Genomic DNA, 16999 nt, shown 5'->3' on the forward strand with positions numbered 1-16999 from the left:
TTCAGAATGAAGCGCGGGGCGGGCAACGCCACGCTCTCGCAGCACGACAGGCGGGCACTGCCATGCTCGGCACAGCGCGCGGGGCGGGCAACGCCACGCTGCCGCAGCACGACAGGCGGGCAACGCCACGCTCCGTACAGCGCGCGGGCCGGGCTTCCGAGTTCTGAGCTGCTCCCGAAGATGGCGATGCCCCGCCCCGCGCTCAATTCCTGAATTTTGAATTCTGAATAGTTCCTACCTCTCCCAATACAGCTTCGCGCGGTCCTGGGCGACCGGAGCAAGCTGGTTCAGCGTGGCCGCGTCGTACAGGCGGCCGTTGACCATCACCATCCGCACGCTCTGGCTCTGCCTGATGTCGACGAGCGGGTTGCCGTCGAGCACGACGAGATCCGCGAGCTTGCCGGTCTCGAGTGACCCGAGGTCCTTGTCGAGGCCGAGGTACTGGGCGCCGGCAATCGTCGCGGCCTGCAGCGCCTCGTGGTTGGTCATGCCGCCCTGCTGCAGCATCCAGAGCTCCCAGTGCGCGCCGAGGCCCTGCAACTGGCCGTGCGCGCCGAGCTGGACCTTGCCGCCGGCGTCGAGCACGGCCTTGGCGCCCTTCGACACGAGCACGTGCGCGTAGTCGTCCTCCGACGACATGCCGCGCCGACGCGCCCGCGGCAGCACCACCTCGCGCGGCACGAAGGTCAGCAGCCGCTCGTTCCGGAACACATCGTCCTTCTGGTACCAGTAGTTCTCGCCGCTCTGCGAGCCGTACGAGACGATCAGCGTCGGCGTGTAGCCGAGGCCGCTCTTCGCGAAGAGGGTCGTGACGTCCTTGTACAGGTTCGGCACCGGCAGGTTGTGCTCGATGCCCGTGTGACCGTCGAGCATCATCGTCTCGTTGTAATAGAGCAGCGAGCCGCCCTCGGGCACGACGAGCATCTCCTGCTCGCGCGCGGCCTTGATGATCATCTGCCGCGCGTCGCGTCGCTGCTGGTTGTAGCTCTTGACCGAGAAGGCCCCGACGGCCTTCATGCGGCGCATGTGCGATCGCGCGTCCTCGAGCGAGGCCACCACCGACTTGAACGGCGTCTCCGCGCCGTAGAGGATCGTGCCGGTCGAGAACACGCGCGGTCCGACGATCGCGCCCGTACGCACCATCTCGGCCATCGTGAACACCGTCTCGCTGTCGTTGGACGGGTCGTGCGAGGTGGTGACGCCGAAGGCGAGGTTGGCCATCAGCGGCCAGTTGGCCCTGGGGATCAGGCCGTCGCCGGGCCCGCCGAGGTGCGCGTGGGCGTCGATGATGCCGGGCATGATGGTCTTGCCGCTGGCGTCGATGCGCTTGGCTCCCGCGGGGATTGCTACTTTCCCCGCCGCGCCAACGGCGACGATGCGGTTGCCGCGGACGACGACGGTGCCGCGCTCGATCACCTCGGTGCGGTTCGTGCCGGCCATGGTGATCACGCGGGCGTTGGTGAAGGCGACCTCGTCCGTCGGCAGGTCCGCCGTGGCGGTGAACGCGATGTTGACGCCAGACGTCTCAGGAGGCGCGGGCGTCGCCTCGCCGCCCTCGATGAAGGCGTACGTCTTCGTCAGCTCGCGCGTGAAGAGCTCGGGCCCGAGCGTCCAGTGCACGCGTCGGCTGTCGGCCGACCAGTGCAGCGAGAAGCCGTGGTCGCGCGACACCTGCGCGATCGGGTACGCCGAGCCGCCGGCCGAGATCGTCGCTGGACGCCCTGTCGCGGGGAACGGCATCACCCACGTCTTGAAGCGCTCGGTGAAGGCGACCCACCTGTTGTCGGGCGACGGGACGATCTGGATCGCGTTCTCCGACTGCACGTGGACGATCTCATCGCCGCCCTCGAGCGTCACGCTGCGCAGCACCGAGTGCTCGCCACGCCGATCCCGCAGGAAGATGCGAGTGCCGTCGCGATTGAACAGCGGCTCCTGGCCGCCGTCGGTCACCTTGCGGGGCGTGCCGCCCGCCGTGGGCACCACGAACACGCCAGGATCGACGGCGTACGCCAGCTCGCGGTCGAGATCGCCACCGGTCGCGCGGTAGACGATCGAGGCGCCGTCCGGCGAGAACGACGGCGCCGCATAGTGCCCGGGCGTCGCGACGACATCACGCGCCCCCTGGCCGTCGACGCCGATCACCCGCACGCGCCCCTTCGCCTGGTCGTCCCACGTCACGTACGCGATGGAACGCCCGTCCGGGGAGAACGAGGGCCACGCTTCGTGCGCGGCGCCCTGCGTCAGGCGGCGCGGTTCGCCGTCAGGCAGACCGCGCAGGTAGAGGTGCCCGAGCGCGCTGTAGACGACGCTGCGACCGTCGGGCGACACCTTCACGTGGCGCAGCATGCGCACGGCGAATCGATCGGGGTGCACCTCGCGCTGGAAGCGCAGCGCCTCGTTGAGCGTCTGCTCGACCCTGGCGCGGAACGGGATCGGAGTGCCGGTCTTCTTCGCGAGATCGACGCGCCAGATCTTCCCCTTGCCCCAGATGACGAACCCGGAGCCGTCGGGCAGCCACGCGTACTGCGCGTACACACCGTGGACGGCCCACGCCTCCTGCAGGTCCTTGTCGAGGCCGTCGAAGACGCTTGTCTCGAGCCCCGTGGCGAGGTCGCGCACGAACAGGCGGCTCCCCGTGTCGACGCGGCGGATGAAGGCGAGCGACGTGCCGTCTGGTGAGACGCGCGGCGTGATGGCGCCGCCGGCGCCGCCGGTGACCACGCGCTCGCGCCCGGTCTTCAGGTCGCGGCGCAGGATCGAATAGATGTTCCCGAACGGGTCCTTGTTGTACTCGAACGTGTCGCCGGGCGTGACGTCCTTGCTGAAGTAGAGCACCTGGCCATCGGGCGAGACGGCGGGCTCGCCCGTGTCCTTCTGCCAGCCGTTCTTCTCGGTGACCTGCAGGCCCTCCCCACCGCTCACGTGGAACTGCCAGATCTCGCCGGAGCCGAGCGATCGCTGCTTCACGAAGTGCTTGCGCGCGTAGATGGACAGGCCGTCAGGCGCCCACGTCGGGCTGTTGACGAACCAGCGGTTCTCCTTCGAGACCTGCGCGGGCCTGCGGCCATCGGCGTCCATCACCCAGATGTTCCAGAGGCCGTTGCGGTCGCTGCTGAAGGCGATGCGCCGGCCATCCGGGCTGAAGCGCGGCTGCATGTCGAACGCCGCGCCACTGCTGATGCGGGTCGCAAGGCCACCGCCGGTGCCCGCGATCGGCATCGTGTAGATGTCGCCGAGCAGGTCGAACACGATCGTGCGCCCGTCTGGACTCACATCGACGTTCATCCACGTGCCCTGATCCGTCTCGAAGTCCAGCGTCGTGGTGGGCCCGAGGGGCGCGGTGACGTCCCACGCCGGCTCCTTCTTCGTCGCGTCCGCGGCAGCGGCGCCAGCGGCGGGCGTGGTGGTGGACGGCGCCGACGGCTGCTGCGCCGAGAGAGCGATGCCGAAGGCAACGAGCGAAGCCGCGGCAATGGTGGTGACGTGTGTGCGCATGCGATTGGTGGTGTCTCGAAGCGGCCGAGACTTCCGCCTCGACCCTGCATTGGGAACTGTGAATGCTGAATCGTTCGATCGCTACGACATCTCGAGCGCCCGCCACATGTACCAGCTGCCGATGCTGCGGTACGGGCGCCACGCCTCGGCGTGGGTGGTGATCAGGTCGGCCGAGGGCCTGGTGCCGTCGCCGTAGGTTCGCGCGAATCCGGTCACGACGCCGAGGTCGCCGAGCGGCAGGACGTCGGGCCGCTGCAGGTGGAACATCAGGAACATCTCGGCCGTCCAGCGGCCGATGCCCTTGACCTGGGTGAGCGTCGCGATGACGTCCTCGTCCGGCATGCGGTGCAGGCCCCGCGTGTCGAGCGACCCGTCGGTGACGTGGCGGCACAGGTCGAGGATGTAGCGGGTCTTCTGGCCGCTGAGACCGGCGGCGCGCAATTGGTCTTCCGGCGTGCACAACCATGTGGCCGCCGGCGGACACTGCGTCGCCTGCATCGTCGCCATCACGCGCGTGAAGATGGTCGTGGCCGCGCCGGTCGACAGCTGCTGGAAGATGATGGCGCGCACGAGCGACGAGAAGCTGTCGCGGCGAGGGCGCGTGCCGAGCGTGCACGGCCCATGTCTCTTCACCAGTCGCGCCAGGGCCGGGTCGCGCCGCGCCAGGGCACGCGTCGCGCTCGCGCAGGACTCCGGGGTCAGGCGGACGGGCAGGGGCATGCCGGGGATCATGTCCCCGAAGAGGCCATCGCGGCAATCGGCGCGCAGCGCGCGTCAGTCGATCTCGGCGAACTGCTCCTCGCCGGGAGGGACGTCGCCGTCGGTGCGCGCCAGCAGCTTGCGGCAGTGGGCGAGTTCCTCGGCCACCCGAAGATCGGACCAGCCCAGTTCCTCCCGCATCGCCGAGGCGATGCGACCGAGCGCCGGCCGACCCCGATGCCGCGTGAAGGCCAGCCGCGACCGTCGCAGCACGAAGTCGGCGACCCGTTCACACGCCTCGTGGCGCACGGCGTGGACGACCTGCGCGAGTACGTCGGGTTCGCTGGGCATCAGCCGCCGGCCCAGCTCGGGGCGCGCCTGTACGAGTTCGAGCACCTCGACGCGGCGGGTGCCGTAGAGGTACGTCAGGTGGGCGCGCTGGTCCTCGTCGAGCAACAGCGGCTCGGGGGCGGCGGCCCGAGCACCCGGGAGCGGCTCGGTCGCCGTGGTGCCGCGCGCGTGGACGTCCAGCAGGCGGCACACCCGCTGCGTGGCTTCCTCGGCGATGGCGCGATAGCCGGTCAGCTTGCCGCCGATGATCGAGACCAGGCCGACCGGATCCTGCTCGGCGATGACCTGGTGCGATCGGGTGACGGCCGACGCATGCCCGTCGCGGCGCACCAGCGCACGAACCCCCGCATTGGTGAAGAGCACGTCCCCGAGTCCGCCGACGAACGGCTCCACCGAGCGCCGGAGATAGTCGACTTCGTCCGGCGTGGCGGCCACGTCGGCCGGGTCGTCCTCGTAGTCGATGTCCGTCGTCCCGACCCACGTGTAGCCGAGCCACGGGATCACGAAGGTCAGGCGGCCATCCACGGCGGACGGCAGGGCCAGCGCATGCTTCGGGGGATTCGGGCAGGCGATGTGAATCCCCCGCGTGGTACGCACACGCGGCCGAGCAGCGCTCTGCAGCACGCCGGCGGCACGGTCGAACCATGGGCCCGCCGCGTTGACCACGACGCGCGCCGACACCTCGACCTCGCGTTGCGCGATCAGGTCCTGCACCCGCACGCCGCGGATGCGGCCGTCGCTGACGACCGCGGCCACCACACGCGCGTGATTGCAGATCGCCGCGCCGGCCTGCGAGGCATCGACGATGTTCTCGATGCAGAGCCGTTCGGGGAGCGCCGCCTGTGCATCGGAGTACGAGGCGGCGCCCTGCAGCCCCTCACGCACCAGCCGCGGCTCGGCCTCATGAGCGGCATCGGGCGACAGCATGCGATGCCCGTCGAGACTGCGGTCGTAACTGAGCCCGTCGTAGAGCCACATGCCCGCGCGCATCTTGAGGCGGGTGAAGGCCGAGGTTCGATAGAACGGCAGCAGGAAGCGCAGCGGCGTGACGAGATGCGGCGCGATCCGCAGCAGAATCTCGCGCTCGCGAAGGTCCAGTCGCACCAGCCCGAAGTCGAGCATCTCCAGGTAGCGGAGACCGCCGTGAATCAGGCGCGTGGACCCGGAGGAGGTGCCGCTGCCGAAGTCGTCCTGTTCGAAGAGGGCGACGCGGAGGCCGCGGCGGGCGGCGTCGCGGGCGACGCCGCATCCGATGACGCCGCCACCCACCACGAGGACATCGAACGCCTGGCGATGAAGGTCTGCGGCTCGCATGGACCTGGGTCTCCGGTCAGGACGACTGGGCCTGTCGGGCCCCGCCGCGAATCCGCGCAAGGCTCTCGTCGCGGCCCAGCAGTTCGATGGTCTCGAAGAGGCCCGGACTGACGGTGCGGCCCGTCAGTGACACACGCACCGCTTGCATGAACGCGCCCGCCTTCACCCCGCGTGCTTCGGCCGTGCCACGGACGGCCTGCTCGATCGTGGTGGGGTCGAAGGGAGCCAGATCGGCGAGCCGCGCGGCGAGTGCGTCGAGAGGCTCGCTCATCTCCGGCGGCAGGTGCTTTGCCGCCGCGGCGGCGTCGAACGCCACCGGACGCATCAGCGGTCCGAGCCCCTCGGGGATGTCGCCGAGGCGTTTGGCGCGGGGGCGCAGCAGCGCGAGTGCGCGGGTCAACCAGACGCGCTGCTCACCCTCGAAGCCCGTCCGCCACAACTCGGCCCGCTCGAGCCACGGCCTGACATGGGCAATCAGCACGTCATCGGGCAACTGCATGATGTGCTGGTTGTTCATCCATTCGAGCTTGTCGGGGTTGAACACGGCGTTGCCGCCGCTGATGCCCTCGAGGTCGAAGCGCTCCACCAGGTCGTCCGCGCTGAACAACTCCTGGTCGTCGCCCGGCGACCAGCCGAGCAGCGCGAGGAAGTTCACCATCGCTTCGGGCACGATGCCCTGCGTCGAGTACTCCATCACCGACGTGGCGCCATGTCGCTTGCTGAGACGCTTCTTGTCGGCACCGAGGATGAGCGGCACGTGCGCGAAGCCCGGCACCGGCACACCGAGGGCCTCGTACAGGAGGACCTGCTTGGGCGTGTTCGAGATGTGATCGTCGCCGCGAATGACCTGCGTGATCCGCATGTCCATGTCGTCCACGACGACCGACAGGTGGTAGGTCGGGTAGCCGTCCGACCGAAGGACGACGAAGTCCTCGAGACTGCTGTTGTCGAAGCCGATCTCGCCGTGCACGGCATCGACGAAGGTCGTACGGCCCTCGGTCGGCACGCGGAAGCGCACGGCCCTGGGCATGCCGGCGGCTTCGCGGGTTGCCACCTCGTCGGCACGCAGCGTGACGCTGGTCTCGTCGTACGACTTGGGCCCGAAGCTCTCCGGCACGTCCTCGCCGTCGCTGGTCTTCACCCGCGGCGCCGCCGTGCGGTAGTCGTAGTACGCGTGCCCGCTCGCCACGAGCTGCGCCGCGGCGGCGCGATAGCGGTCGAGCCGTTGCGACTGGAAGTAGGGCGCGTGCGGGCCGCCGACGTCGGGGCCCTCGTCCCAGGTCATGCCGAGCCAGCGCATGCCGTCGAGGATGCCCTGCACCATCGCCTCGGACGACCGCTCCATGTCCGTGTCCTCGATGCGGAGGACGAACGTCCCGCCATGCCGACGCGCGAGCAGCCAGTTGAACAGCGCGGTGCGGGCGCCACCGACGTGCAGGTAGCCGGTGGGCGAGGGCGCGAAACGGACGCGTAGCGGAGCAATCGACACTGGGGAGAGATGTTACAGGGGGTGAAGCCAGCCGTAGCTCGTGCTCAGCGAAGCCTCCGCACGAGCGAAGGCTGGCGGTGAGGGAGGGATTCGAACCCTCGGTAGAGGTTTTAGCCCCTACAACGGTTTAGCAAACCGCCGCCTTCAGCCTCTCGGCCACCTCACCACATGACGGCCCCCTGAGAACGCAGTTTCCAGCGCTGCCCGAGTTTACGTCCCAGACAGTATAGCGATCGAAGACGCTGCGTGTCTTGTCGGGTGCGATTTCGTGCGCGCGGGCCTTGCCGGTTCGCTCCCCTCGTCGTCTTTCGCGCGATAGGATGGGCTGAGTTGGCCACACATGTCTTTCGTTCCTCCCCCTGACGTCACCCGCCTGCTGCACGAGTGGGCTCACGGCGACACGCAGGCGCTGCCGCGCCTGATGGAGGCGGTCTACCCGGAGTTGCACCGGATCGCCGCCCGGCATCTGTCGCGGGAACGCAGCGGCCACACGCTCCAGCCGACGGCGCTGGTGAGCGAAGCCTATCTGCGGCTGGCCAGGCAGCCGGCCGCCAGGCAGTGGCAGGACCGCACGCACTTCTTTGCCGTGGCCGCGCGCGTCGTCCGGGCCGTGCTGGTGGACCATGCGCGCGCCCGACTCGCGGCCAAGCGGGGCGGCGGCGCCATCAGCGTGGAGCTGTCCGAGGCGGTCGCCCCGGTGCCAGCGCCGTCCGTCGATCTCATCGATCTCAACACCGCGCTCACCGCGCTCGAGGCGATCGACCCACAGCAGAGCCGAATCGTCGAGCTGCGGTACTTCGGGGGCCTGTCCATCGACGAGACGGCCGAGGTGCTCGCGGTATCGGCGTCGGCGGTCGACCGTGACTGGCTGCTGGCCAAGACCTGGATCCGACGCCACATGACCCGGCCAGGCGGGTCCGCGTGACCGACGGCGAGCGACCGGCGGGCATCGCCTGGCTGTTCAGCGAAGCGCTGAAACAGCCGGCCGGCACCCGCGACCGCTGGCTCGAGACCGCAACACCGGACGCCGCCACGCGCGACGACGTGGGGGAACTGCTTCGCGTCTATGACGAAGACCCGGGCTTCCTGGAGGCGCCCATCGCCGCGGCACCGGCGGTCCGGTCGATCGAGCACGACGACGGCCAGTGGCCCGAGGCCCGTCGTCTGGGGCCCTACCGGCTCGTGCGCGAGATCGGCCGCGGCGGCATGGGCGTGGTCTACGACGCCACGCGCGACGACGCCGAGTTCGAGCGGCGGGTCGCCATCAAGGTGCTGCCCGCCGCATTGGCCTCGACCACGCTCGACGAGCGCTTCCGCTTCGAGCGCCAGGTGCTCGCCGGCCTCGACCACCCCAACATCGCTCGACTCTTCGATGCCGGCACCAGCGACGACGACGTCCCGTACCTGGTGATGGAGTACGTCGATGGCGAGCCCATCGACGCCTGGTGCCTGAGCCGACAGTGCACCGTCCAGCAGCGTGTCGAGTTGACCCTGGCCGTCTGTGCCGCGGTCGGCCACGCCCATCAGCGGCTGGTGGTGCATCGCGACCTGAAGCCGGCCAACATCCTCGTCACCGCGCAGGGGCAGCCCAAGCTGCTGGACTTCGGCATCGCGACGCTCATCTCGGAGCAGGGGCGCAGTGTGGGCATGACGCGCACCGGCCAGCACAGCTTCACGCCCGGGTACGCGAGTCCGGAGCAGGTGCGCGGCGAGCGTGTGACGACGGCGAGCGATGTCTACTCGCTCGGTGTGCTGCTGTACGTGCTGCTGGCCTCGCGGACGCCGCACGCGCTGGCCGACCTGACGCCGCTCGAGGCGATGCGGGCGATTTGCGAGGTCGACCCTCCGGCACCGAGCCGTGTGGCCGCACCGGCCGACCAGAAGCTGCTGCGCGGGGACCTCGACGCCGTGGTGCTCAAGGCGCTGCGCAAGGAGCCTGGCGCGCGGTATCGGTCGGTCTTCGATCTCGAGGCCGATCTCGAGGCGTGGCTCGGGGGCCGTCCGGTCATCGCGAGACCCGCCACGCTGGGTTACCGGATGCGCAGGTTCGTGGGCCGGCACCGGGTCAGCGTGGCAGCAGCCGCGGTGACGACCATGGCGATTCTCGGCGGCGGCGGCGTGGCGGTGTGGCAGGCCCGTGTCGCGGCGGTGCAGCGCGACCGGGCCGAGCATCGCTTCCGCGAAGCCCGTGAGTTCTCGCGCACCCTCGTCTTCGACGTCAACGAGGCGCTGTCGAAGGTGCCCGGCAATACCGAGCCGCGACGCCTGCTGCTGGACCGTGCCGTGCAGTTCCTCGATGGCCTGGCCACCGACGTGGGCATCGATGCGTCCTTGAAGCTCGAACTTGCGGAAGGGTACCGGCGCCTCGGCAGCCTCCAGGGCGGCACGGGGGCGGCCAATGTCGGCAATCGTGCGGCGGCCACCGTCAGCTTCCAGAAGGCCGCGCGGCTGACCGACGAGGTGCTGGCGAGCCAACCCGACGACCTCGACGCCCTCATCGCGGCGATGAAGGCGCAGGCAGACCTGGAGCTGACGTCGCTCGACCTGAAGGACATGACGAGGGCGGCGTGGGCCCAGGCCAGGCACCGTGACCTGCTGCAGTCGTTGGAGCGGCGCGCCCAGGAATCGCCGCGCGTCGTCGAGGCGATTGCCGACGCGTACGCTGACAGGGCGGCCGCATTCGAGAGCCGCCGTGACTACGCCGGCGCCGAGGCGGCGCTGCTGGTGGCGCTGCCCCTCTACGAACAGCTCCCCGTCGAGCGGCGCACCGCCGTGGTGCGGGAGCGTCAGGCGTTCGTGCTGAAGCGACTGGGCGCCGTCCTGCAGTGGCTCGATCGCTACGGCGACGCCGAGACCCGTTATCGTCAGGCGCTGGTCCTCGACGAAGAGGCCCTGGCGGCCCGTCCAGGCGACCCGGACGCGCAGTGGCGCGTGACCGTCACACTGTCCAATCTCGGTGCCGTCCTGGCCAGGCTGGGCCGCGGCGACGAGAGCCTGGCGCCGTGGACGCGGGCCCTCGAGTTGCGGAGGGCCATCGTTGCCGCCGACCCGAGGGATCAGCGAGCCGTCGAGGGTCTCGCCATGCTGCTCGGACGACTGTCGTCGCGAGCCTACGGCGACGGCCGCTTTGCCGACTCGGTGGCCTTGAACCGGGAGAAGCTGCGACTGCTGGACGATGCCGCCTCGCGCGAGGGCGCGAACCCGCGCGCGCGGTCGGATCTGGCGCTGGGCCGACTGGAGCTGGTGATGGCGCTGGTGGCAGAGGCCGATGCCGGCGCCGCCTCCCGCGAGGCTCTCCTGGCGGAGGCCCGCCAGGTATTCCGTGCGTCGTGGGTCGAGGAGTACACGACGCCGACCGCCTTCGCGGGCGTGACGGTCGAGAGGTTCCGCTCCACCCGGGCCGGCCTGGCCCGACGCCTTGGCGTCATCGACTCGAGCCGGGCACCCTGACGCCGACCCGCGCCCAGCGGCGCCCCTGACGTCGCTCCCCGCGATTCTCCGCTTACGGGAGCAGCCATGGTGTCCACGACTCGCCGCGTCCTGTCTCTGCTCCTGGTCCTGTGCGTACTCGGCGTGCCCGCCGCGTTCGCGCAGGCGCCGTCGGTGGTCCACACGTTCGACGGGGTGACGGCCGGCAATCCGGCCGCCGGACTGACGCTGGGCGCCGACGGCTTCCTCTATGGCACGAGCGAGGCACCAGCGCCCTATGGGGCCGTGTTTCGCGTCCGGCCGAACGGCACGGGCTTCCAGGTACTGCACACCTTCGCGCTGCCGGCAGGGGTGAGGCCCAGCCATGGCGCGCTCGCCCGAGGGACGGGCGGCGTGTTCTACGGCACCACCTTGCGGGGCGGGGCCGCTGACCGCGGCACCGTGTACCGGCTCGAGACCGGGCCCTTCGGCGCCACGGTGACGACGTTGCACGAGTTCGCGGCCCCGGATGCCAACCCAGACGGCGGCGTGATCCTGGCCAGTGATGGGCTGCTGTACGGCACCTTCGGCGACAACGTGGTCTCGGCCACGGTCTATCGCCTGGCCACCGACGGCACCGCCTTCGAGCACCTGCGCGTGCTGCCCAACGGCTATCGCCCCACCGGCACGTTGATCGAAGGCAGCGACGGCCTGCTCTACGGCACGACCGAACAGGGGGGCGCCAACGGGGGCGGCACCGTGTTCCGCCTCAGCCGGAGCGGCGTCGACTACACCTTCCTCGTCGAGCTGGAGGGCAACCCGGTGGCGGGCCTCACCGAGGCGCCCGGGCCGGATGGCACCCCTCACCTGTTCGGCGTGGAGACCACGGGGCAGAGCACGGTGACGGAGTATGGCGCCATCTTCCAGCTGCGGCCCGACGGCGCAGCCTTCCTGCGCCTCGCCGCCTTCACTGCGAGCCCGGCCGATGGCGACACCCCCCGCTCGCCGCTGCTGCTCGGTCGCGACGGCGCGCTGTATGGCACCGCCACCAGCGAACGCCTCGGCTGCCTCCCCGAGAACTGCGGCACGGTGTTCCGTGTGACCCCGTCAGGGCGTCCCTTCAGCCTCTTCACGTTCTCCCCAGTCGCGGGCGGCGTGCCGATGGGTGCGCTCGTTCAGGGGCCCGACGGCACGCTCTACGGCACGGCCCGCATCGGCGGCCCCGCGGCGATCGGCCCGGGCACCGGCCACGGCGTCGTCTTCGCGGTGCCCGATCCAGACCGCGTCCCGCTGGCATTCACGGGGCCCGTGATGAGCGATGAAGGCGCAGACGCGACCTATGTGTTGACCCTCCGCAACACCACCAACCACACGCTGGCCGGCCCCCTCACCGTGTGGGTGACGCCGTCGCCGGGGCTGGTCTTCACGGGCCAGTCGGTCGATGGCTGGAGTTGCACACAGACGGCGGGCATCGTGTGTGTCTGGCCCACCGACCTCGCGCCTGAGGTCGAAAGCGCACCGCACGAACTGCACTTCACGCTCACGGCACCCTTCACGGCCGACTGTGGCACCGGGCCGTCGCCGTGCGTGGCGGTCACGGTGGTCGAGCCCGACAGCGGCGGCACGGCCCGTGTCGTCACGACGGCGCGCGCACTGTCGGGCGGCGGGTTCAACACGCCGCCGACGCCGCAGGACGACACAGCGCCGGTGTACGGCGAGGCCCCGGCGACCCTTCGTGTGCTCGACAACGACACGGACCCCGATGGGGATGCGCTGCGCGTGACCCGCCTGCTCGAGTTCCCACGTTTCGGCGACGCCACCATCAACGTCGATGGGACGATTACCTACACGCCGACCGCCACCCTCATCCAGCCCGACACCTTCCGGTACGAGGTGAGCGACGGGCGCGTGCCTGTCGCTGGGCGCGCCTCGGCGGTGGTCACCTTCACCCCCTCGGTGCCCACGCTGACGGCCTCGAAGGCGCGCCTCGACCTCGGGCCACTGGCGCCGCGCCGCATTGCCACGGGTCGCTTCTCCCTGCGCAGCCCCGCCGCGATGGAGGTCCGCATCGAGCTCCAGCCGGTCACCGCGGCCGAGATCACGGCCGCCCTGCAGGACACGGCGTACGACCCGGCACAGGCGGTGTCGGACCCGGACGCCTTCCGCAGCGTCGGCCGGATGTCGATCGACCCGCTGTACCCCTTTGGTGTGGTGGTCGGGGTGCACTACCAGGCGCCCCCCTCGGTGGGCCGCGTCTCGGTCGCCAGGGTGCAGATCATCGGCGAGCCGCCCGGACTGGCGCCCGTGACGCGCTCGCTGCTCATCGTGGCCAGCAGCGCCGCCCCGGCCACGGCCCCGCTGCGCGCGGTGGACGACACCACGGCGACGCCGGTGCAGACCCTGGTCTGGTACGACGTGCTGGCCAACGACGGCGGTGTCTCGGCCTCCGGGCGGCCGCTCTACATCTCGAGCGGGGGATGCATGAGTGCCTTTCCCGACACTGACTGTCGCAAGCCCGCCGATATGAGTGCCTATCAGACCGGGCCGGCGTCGATCACCGGGCCGCAAGAGATTGGCATTGGCACGCGCTCGGCGGTGACGGGCACGGTGACGGTGATGTATTCCGTCTCCGAGCTCGACGCCTGCGTCGGCGCGCAGCAGTCAGGCGTCTGCAACTTCGAAGGCAACATGTACTACGGGTATCTCAGCGTCGATGTCGGCGGCACGCCGCCCGACCTCTCCCTGGCCCTGGCGCCGGCGGCCACCACGGTGGCGCCCGGCCAGGCCGTCACGCTGATCGCGACGGTCACGAACCGGGGCCCGAGCATGGCCTCGCGCGTCACGGTGTCCGGCTTCGCGAGCCTGGCGCAGCTGACGGGGCTCGTCGTCACTCCGTCGCAGGGGACGTGTGCAGTGCCCGCACCGGGAGCGCCGCGCACCTGCACGCTGGGGAACCTCCAGCCAGGCGCCAGCGCGACGATCACGCTGCAGGGCACAGCCCCAGCCATCCTGATCCCGGCGGGAGCGACCACGGGCACGCTCGATGTCGCCGCCAACGTGTCCTTCGGCAGCGTGGACGCGCAGCCGGGCGACAACACCGCGCAGGCGCGCATCACCGTGACCCTGGGGCAGGCCGATCTGCGGCTGGTTGGCGCAGCCTTCGTCAACGGCAGTACCGCGGTCACCGATGTCAGCACCGTCGACCCGATCCAGTATGTGTTCGCCCTGGCCAACGAGGGCAGTGCTCCGGGGACGTTCACCGTCACGACCGTGCTGCCCATCGGACTGAGCCTGCTCCCGCACCCGATCTGCACGGCCGCTGGCCAGACGGTGACCTGTTCGGGATCCCTGCCAGGTGGCACAACGGCGGCGCCGATCCCTCTTCCGCTCAGAGCCGATGCCGCGCTCTTCGCGCAGGGTCAGCACTCCGTGACCGTCACCTTGACGTCGACTCTCGTGCCGTCGGCCGACCCGGCGTTCCAGTCGGTGAGCGCGTCGGTCGTGGTGCGACGGCCATTCCTGGCCATCGGGGGCGCGTCGTTCTTCGACAGCCAGGGGAGCGCCATCACCGAGGCGCGTGTCGGTGACGTCGTGGAGTATCGCGTGACCCTCGCCAACGGCGGCGATGTTCCCGCCGCCTACACCCTGACGATCCCGTTGCCAGCCGGGGTGATGGGTGCGGCCCTGGGTTGCACCGTGGGCGGTCAGACCGTGCCGACCCTCACCTGCACGGGAACGGCCGGTCCTGGCATCACCGGCGTGATCGGCGTCACCTTTCAGCTCCTGGCCCCGGTCATCCCCATCGGACAGACGTCGGCCCCGCTACCGGTGACGGCCACCGTCGCCCCGGCCGGTGACCCGGCCTTCGCCTCGACCACCGCCGTCCTCACCGTGAGACCGGCGTCGGTGCCCCGGCCACGTGTCCTGATTGGAGGCGCCTCGTTCGTCAACAGCCAGGGTGGCGCAATCACCGAGGCGCTTGTCGGTGACGTCGTGACGTTCCGCTTCGGACTTGGCAACGCTGGCGATGCTCCAGGCCCCTACACCGTGACGATCCCGTTGCCCGCCGGGGTGATGGGTGCGGCCCTGGGTTGCACCGTGGGCGGTCAGACCGTGCCGACCCTCACCTGCTCGGGAACGGCCGCTCCTGGCATCACCGGCGTGATCGGCGTCACCCTCCAGCTCCTCGCCCCCGTCATCCCCATCGGACAGACGTCGGCCGCGCTGCCGGTGACGGCCACCGTCGCCCCGGCCGATGACCCGGCCTTCGCGTCGACCACCGCCGTCCTCACCGTCCGCACCGGGTCGGTGCCGCAGCCACGTGTGCTCATCGGAAGCGGGTCGTTCGTCAACGGCCAGGGTGTCGCCATCACCGCGGCGCGCGTCGGCGACGTCGTCACGTTCCGCTTCGGCCTCGGCAACGCCGGCAATGCTCCAGGCCCCTTCACCGTGACGATCCCGTTGCCCGCCGGGGTGATCGGCACGGCCCCGGGCTGCACTCTGGCCGGTCAGCCCGTGCAGACCCTCACCTGCTCGGGCACGATCCCGGCAGGGTTCGCTGGGTTCTCCGCGGTCGCGCTCCAGTTCGATGCCGCGGTCGTACCCGCCGGCCAGACGTCGGCGACCCTTTCGCTCACCGCCATGCTCGACGCGCCGGTGGACCCGGCCGCCAGCACCGCCACGGCCGCGCTCACCCTCCGTGCCCGAGCCTACACGCCGACCGGCCAGCAGGTGACGGTGCAGCCGACCGACTCGGCAGGCGCCCCGCAGCCGATCGCCGTCACCTTCACCGCGGTCACCGCCGAAGGCGTCACGCTGGCCGATCCGACACTGCAGGCACCGCCGCTGCCAGCCAACTTCTCCGCTGGCGGCACGGTCTACGAGATCACGACGACGGCCACCGTCGTGCCGCCGATCACGGTGTGCTTCAGTGGCACCTTCACGCCGGCCGATGCAGTGCTGCACTTCGAGAACGGCGCGTGGGTGCAGTTGCCGAACCAGCAGCGACTGCCTGCGGGCCCTGGGCCGTTCACCACGATCTGCGCCCAGACGACCTCGTTCTCGCCGTTCGTGGTCGCGAGCCTGCTCGACACGCCGCCGACGGCACATGCCGGGGAGGATCAGGTCGTCGAGGCGACCTCGGCGACGGGCGCCGCCGTCAGGATGACCGGCGTGGGCACCGACGGCAACGGCAACGACGATGCGCTCGTGTTCGCCTGGAGCGGCGCCTGCGGTGTCGGCACCGGCGCCTCGGTCATGCTGCAGTGCCCGATGGGCACCAGTGTCGTCACGCTGACCGTCACCGACGCGAGCGGCCTGTCGGCGAGCGACGAGGTGCAGGTCACCGTGCGCGACACCACAGCGCCTGCCGTCTCCTGCAGCGCACCCGACGTCGCCTGGCGGCGTGACAACGCCGTGGTGACGTGCAGCGCGACCGACCAGGCGTCGGGTGTGGCACCGGCCGATGCGACGTTCACCCTCGGCACCAGCGTGGGTGACGGCGAGGAGTCAGCGACGGCCATGACCACGTCCCGGCAGGTCTGCGACCTCGCCGGCAACTGCGCGCAGGCCGGCCCGGTCGGGCCGTTCCGCATCGACCGCCTGACACCGACCGTCGTCGTCACCGCTCCGGCAGATGGCGCGGTCTTCGTCCTGAGACGCAAGGTCGCCGCCGACTTCACCTGCGCCGACGGCGGCTCGGGTCTGGCCAGTTGTACCGGCACGAGGCGGAACGGCGCTTTCCTCGATACGAAGACGGTCGGCACCAAGACCTTCACGGTGACCGCGACGGACCAGGCCGGCAATCGGGCCCAGATCACACGGACCTACTCGGTGCGGTATGCAGACGCCGGGCGCTGCGGGCTGGACGACGGGCACGAGATTCTGGCCCCGATCCACCCGGACGGCTCGACCGTGTTGCCGCGGGGCCTGCCGGCGGTAGCCCGCTTCCGGGTGTGCGACGCCAACGGCCGACTTGTCCGGACGCCCGGCGTGGTCTCGGCGTTCACGCTGGTCGAACGCATCAACAGCAGGGGTCAGCAGACGGTGAGTGAACCGGTGCCGTCGCTGCAGTCGCCGCCGATGTTCCACTGGGACAATCTGACGCAGGCGTGGACCTTCGGCATCGACACGCAGAAGCTCGAACGACGGACGCGCTACCGTTTCCTGATTCAGCTGGCGGATGGCTCGTCGATTTCCTTCGGGTTCGGCATCAGGTAGCCGCGCAACCCGCGGCTGAGGGCG

7 protein-coding genes and 1 tRNA gene are annotated in these 16999 nt (G+C 70.5%); 3 read left to right on the top strand and 5 right to left on the bottom strand.

What is annotated here, in order from left to right; genetic code table 11:
* Nucleotides 1-234: 234 nt before the first annotated feature.
* The 5 genes from Q0C41_RS00225 to Q0C41_RS00245 all read right to left on the bottom strand — a co-directional run bounded on the left by Q0C41_RS00225 (nucleotide 235) and on the right by Q0C41_RS00245 (nucleotide 7514).
* On the bottom strand, nucleotides 235-3495 hold the full coding sequence (locus Q0C41_RS00225; protein ID WP_291980418.1) for an amidohydrolase family protein: 3261 nt from the start codon (nucleotides 3493-3495) through the stop codon (nucleotides 235-237).
* Between the two features lie 81 nt (nucleotides 3496-3576).
* Nucleotides 3577-4215 carry a DNA-3-methyladenine glycosylase gene (locus Q0C41_RS00230; RefSeq protein WP_291980419.1) on the bottom strand — a complete coding sequence of 213 codons (639 nt, stop codon included), beginning with the start codon at nucleotides 4213-4215 and terminating at the stop codon, nucleotides 3577-3579.
* A 54-nt stretch (nucleotides 4216-4269) separates the two neighbouring features.
* Complete coding sequence (locus tag Q0C41_RS00235) at nucleotides 4270-5859, bottom strand: glycerol-3-phosphate dehydrogenase/oxidase (RefSeq protein ID WP_291980420.1); 1590 nt, start codon at nucleotides 5857-5859, stop codon at nucleotides 4270-4272.
* A 16-nt stretch (nucleotides 5860-5875) separates the two neighbouring features.
* Nucleotides 5876-7342, bottom strand: coding sequence for a glutamate--tRNA ligase (gltX, locus tag Q0C41_RS00240; RefSeq protein ID WP_367079064.1), 1467 nt, complete (start codon nucleotides 7340-7342; stop codon nucleotides 5876-5878).
* Nucleotides 7343-7420: 78 nt separating this feature from the next.
* Nucleotides 7421-7514 (bottom strand) — tRNA-Ser (locus Q0C41_RS00245).
* A gap of 174 nt (nucleotides 7515-7688) precedes the next feature.
* On the opposite strand from Q0C41_RS00245, the gene Q0C41_RS00250 reads away from it, so the two are divergent.
* The 3 genes from Q0C41_RS00250 (at nucleotide 7689) to Q0C41_RS00260 (ending at nucleotide 16975) form a co-directional block, all read left to right on the top strand.
* Entirely contained in the window at nucleotides 7689-8273 is a 585-nt protein-coding gene (locus Q0C41_RS00250; RefSeq protein WP_291980422.1) for an ECF-type sigma factor, read from the top strand.
* On the top strand, nucleotides 8270-10798 hold the full coding sequence (locus Q0C41_RS00255) for a serine/threonine-protein kinase (protein ID WP_291980423.1): 2529 nt from the start codon (nucleotides 8270-8272) through the stop codon (nucleotides 10796-10798). The genes Q0C41_RS00250 and Q0C41_RS00255 overlap by 4 nt, the downstream gene beginning before the upstream one ends.
* 66 nt (nucleotides 10799-10864) lie before the next feature.
* The gene (locus Q0C41_RS00260) at nucleotides 10865-16975 is read left to right on the top strand and encodes a choice-of-anchor tandem repeat GloVer-containing protein (RefSeq protein ID WP_291980424.1); all 6111 of its coding nucleotides are present in this window, start codon (nucleotides 10865-10867) and stop codon (nucleotides 16973-16975) included.
* Nucleotides 16976-16999 lie beyond the last annotated feature (24 nt).

It is taken from the genome of Luteitalea sp. (genome assembly GCF_022842525.1).
Lineage (GTDB): Bacteria > Acidobacteriota > Vicinamibacteria > Vicinamibacterales > Vicinamibacteraceae > Luteitalea.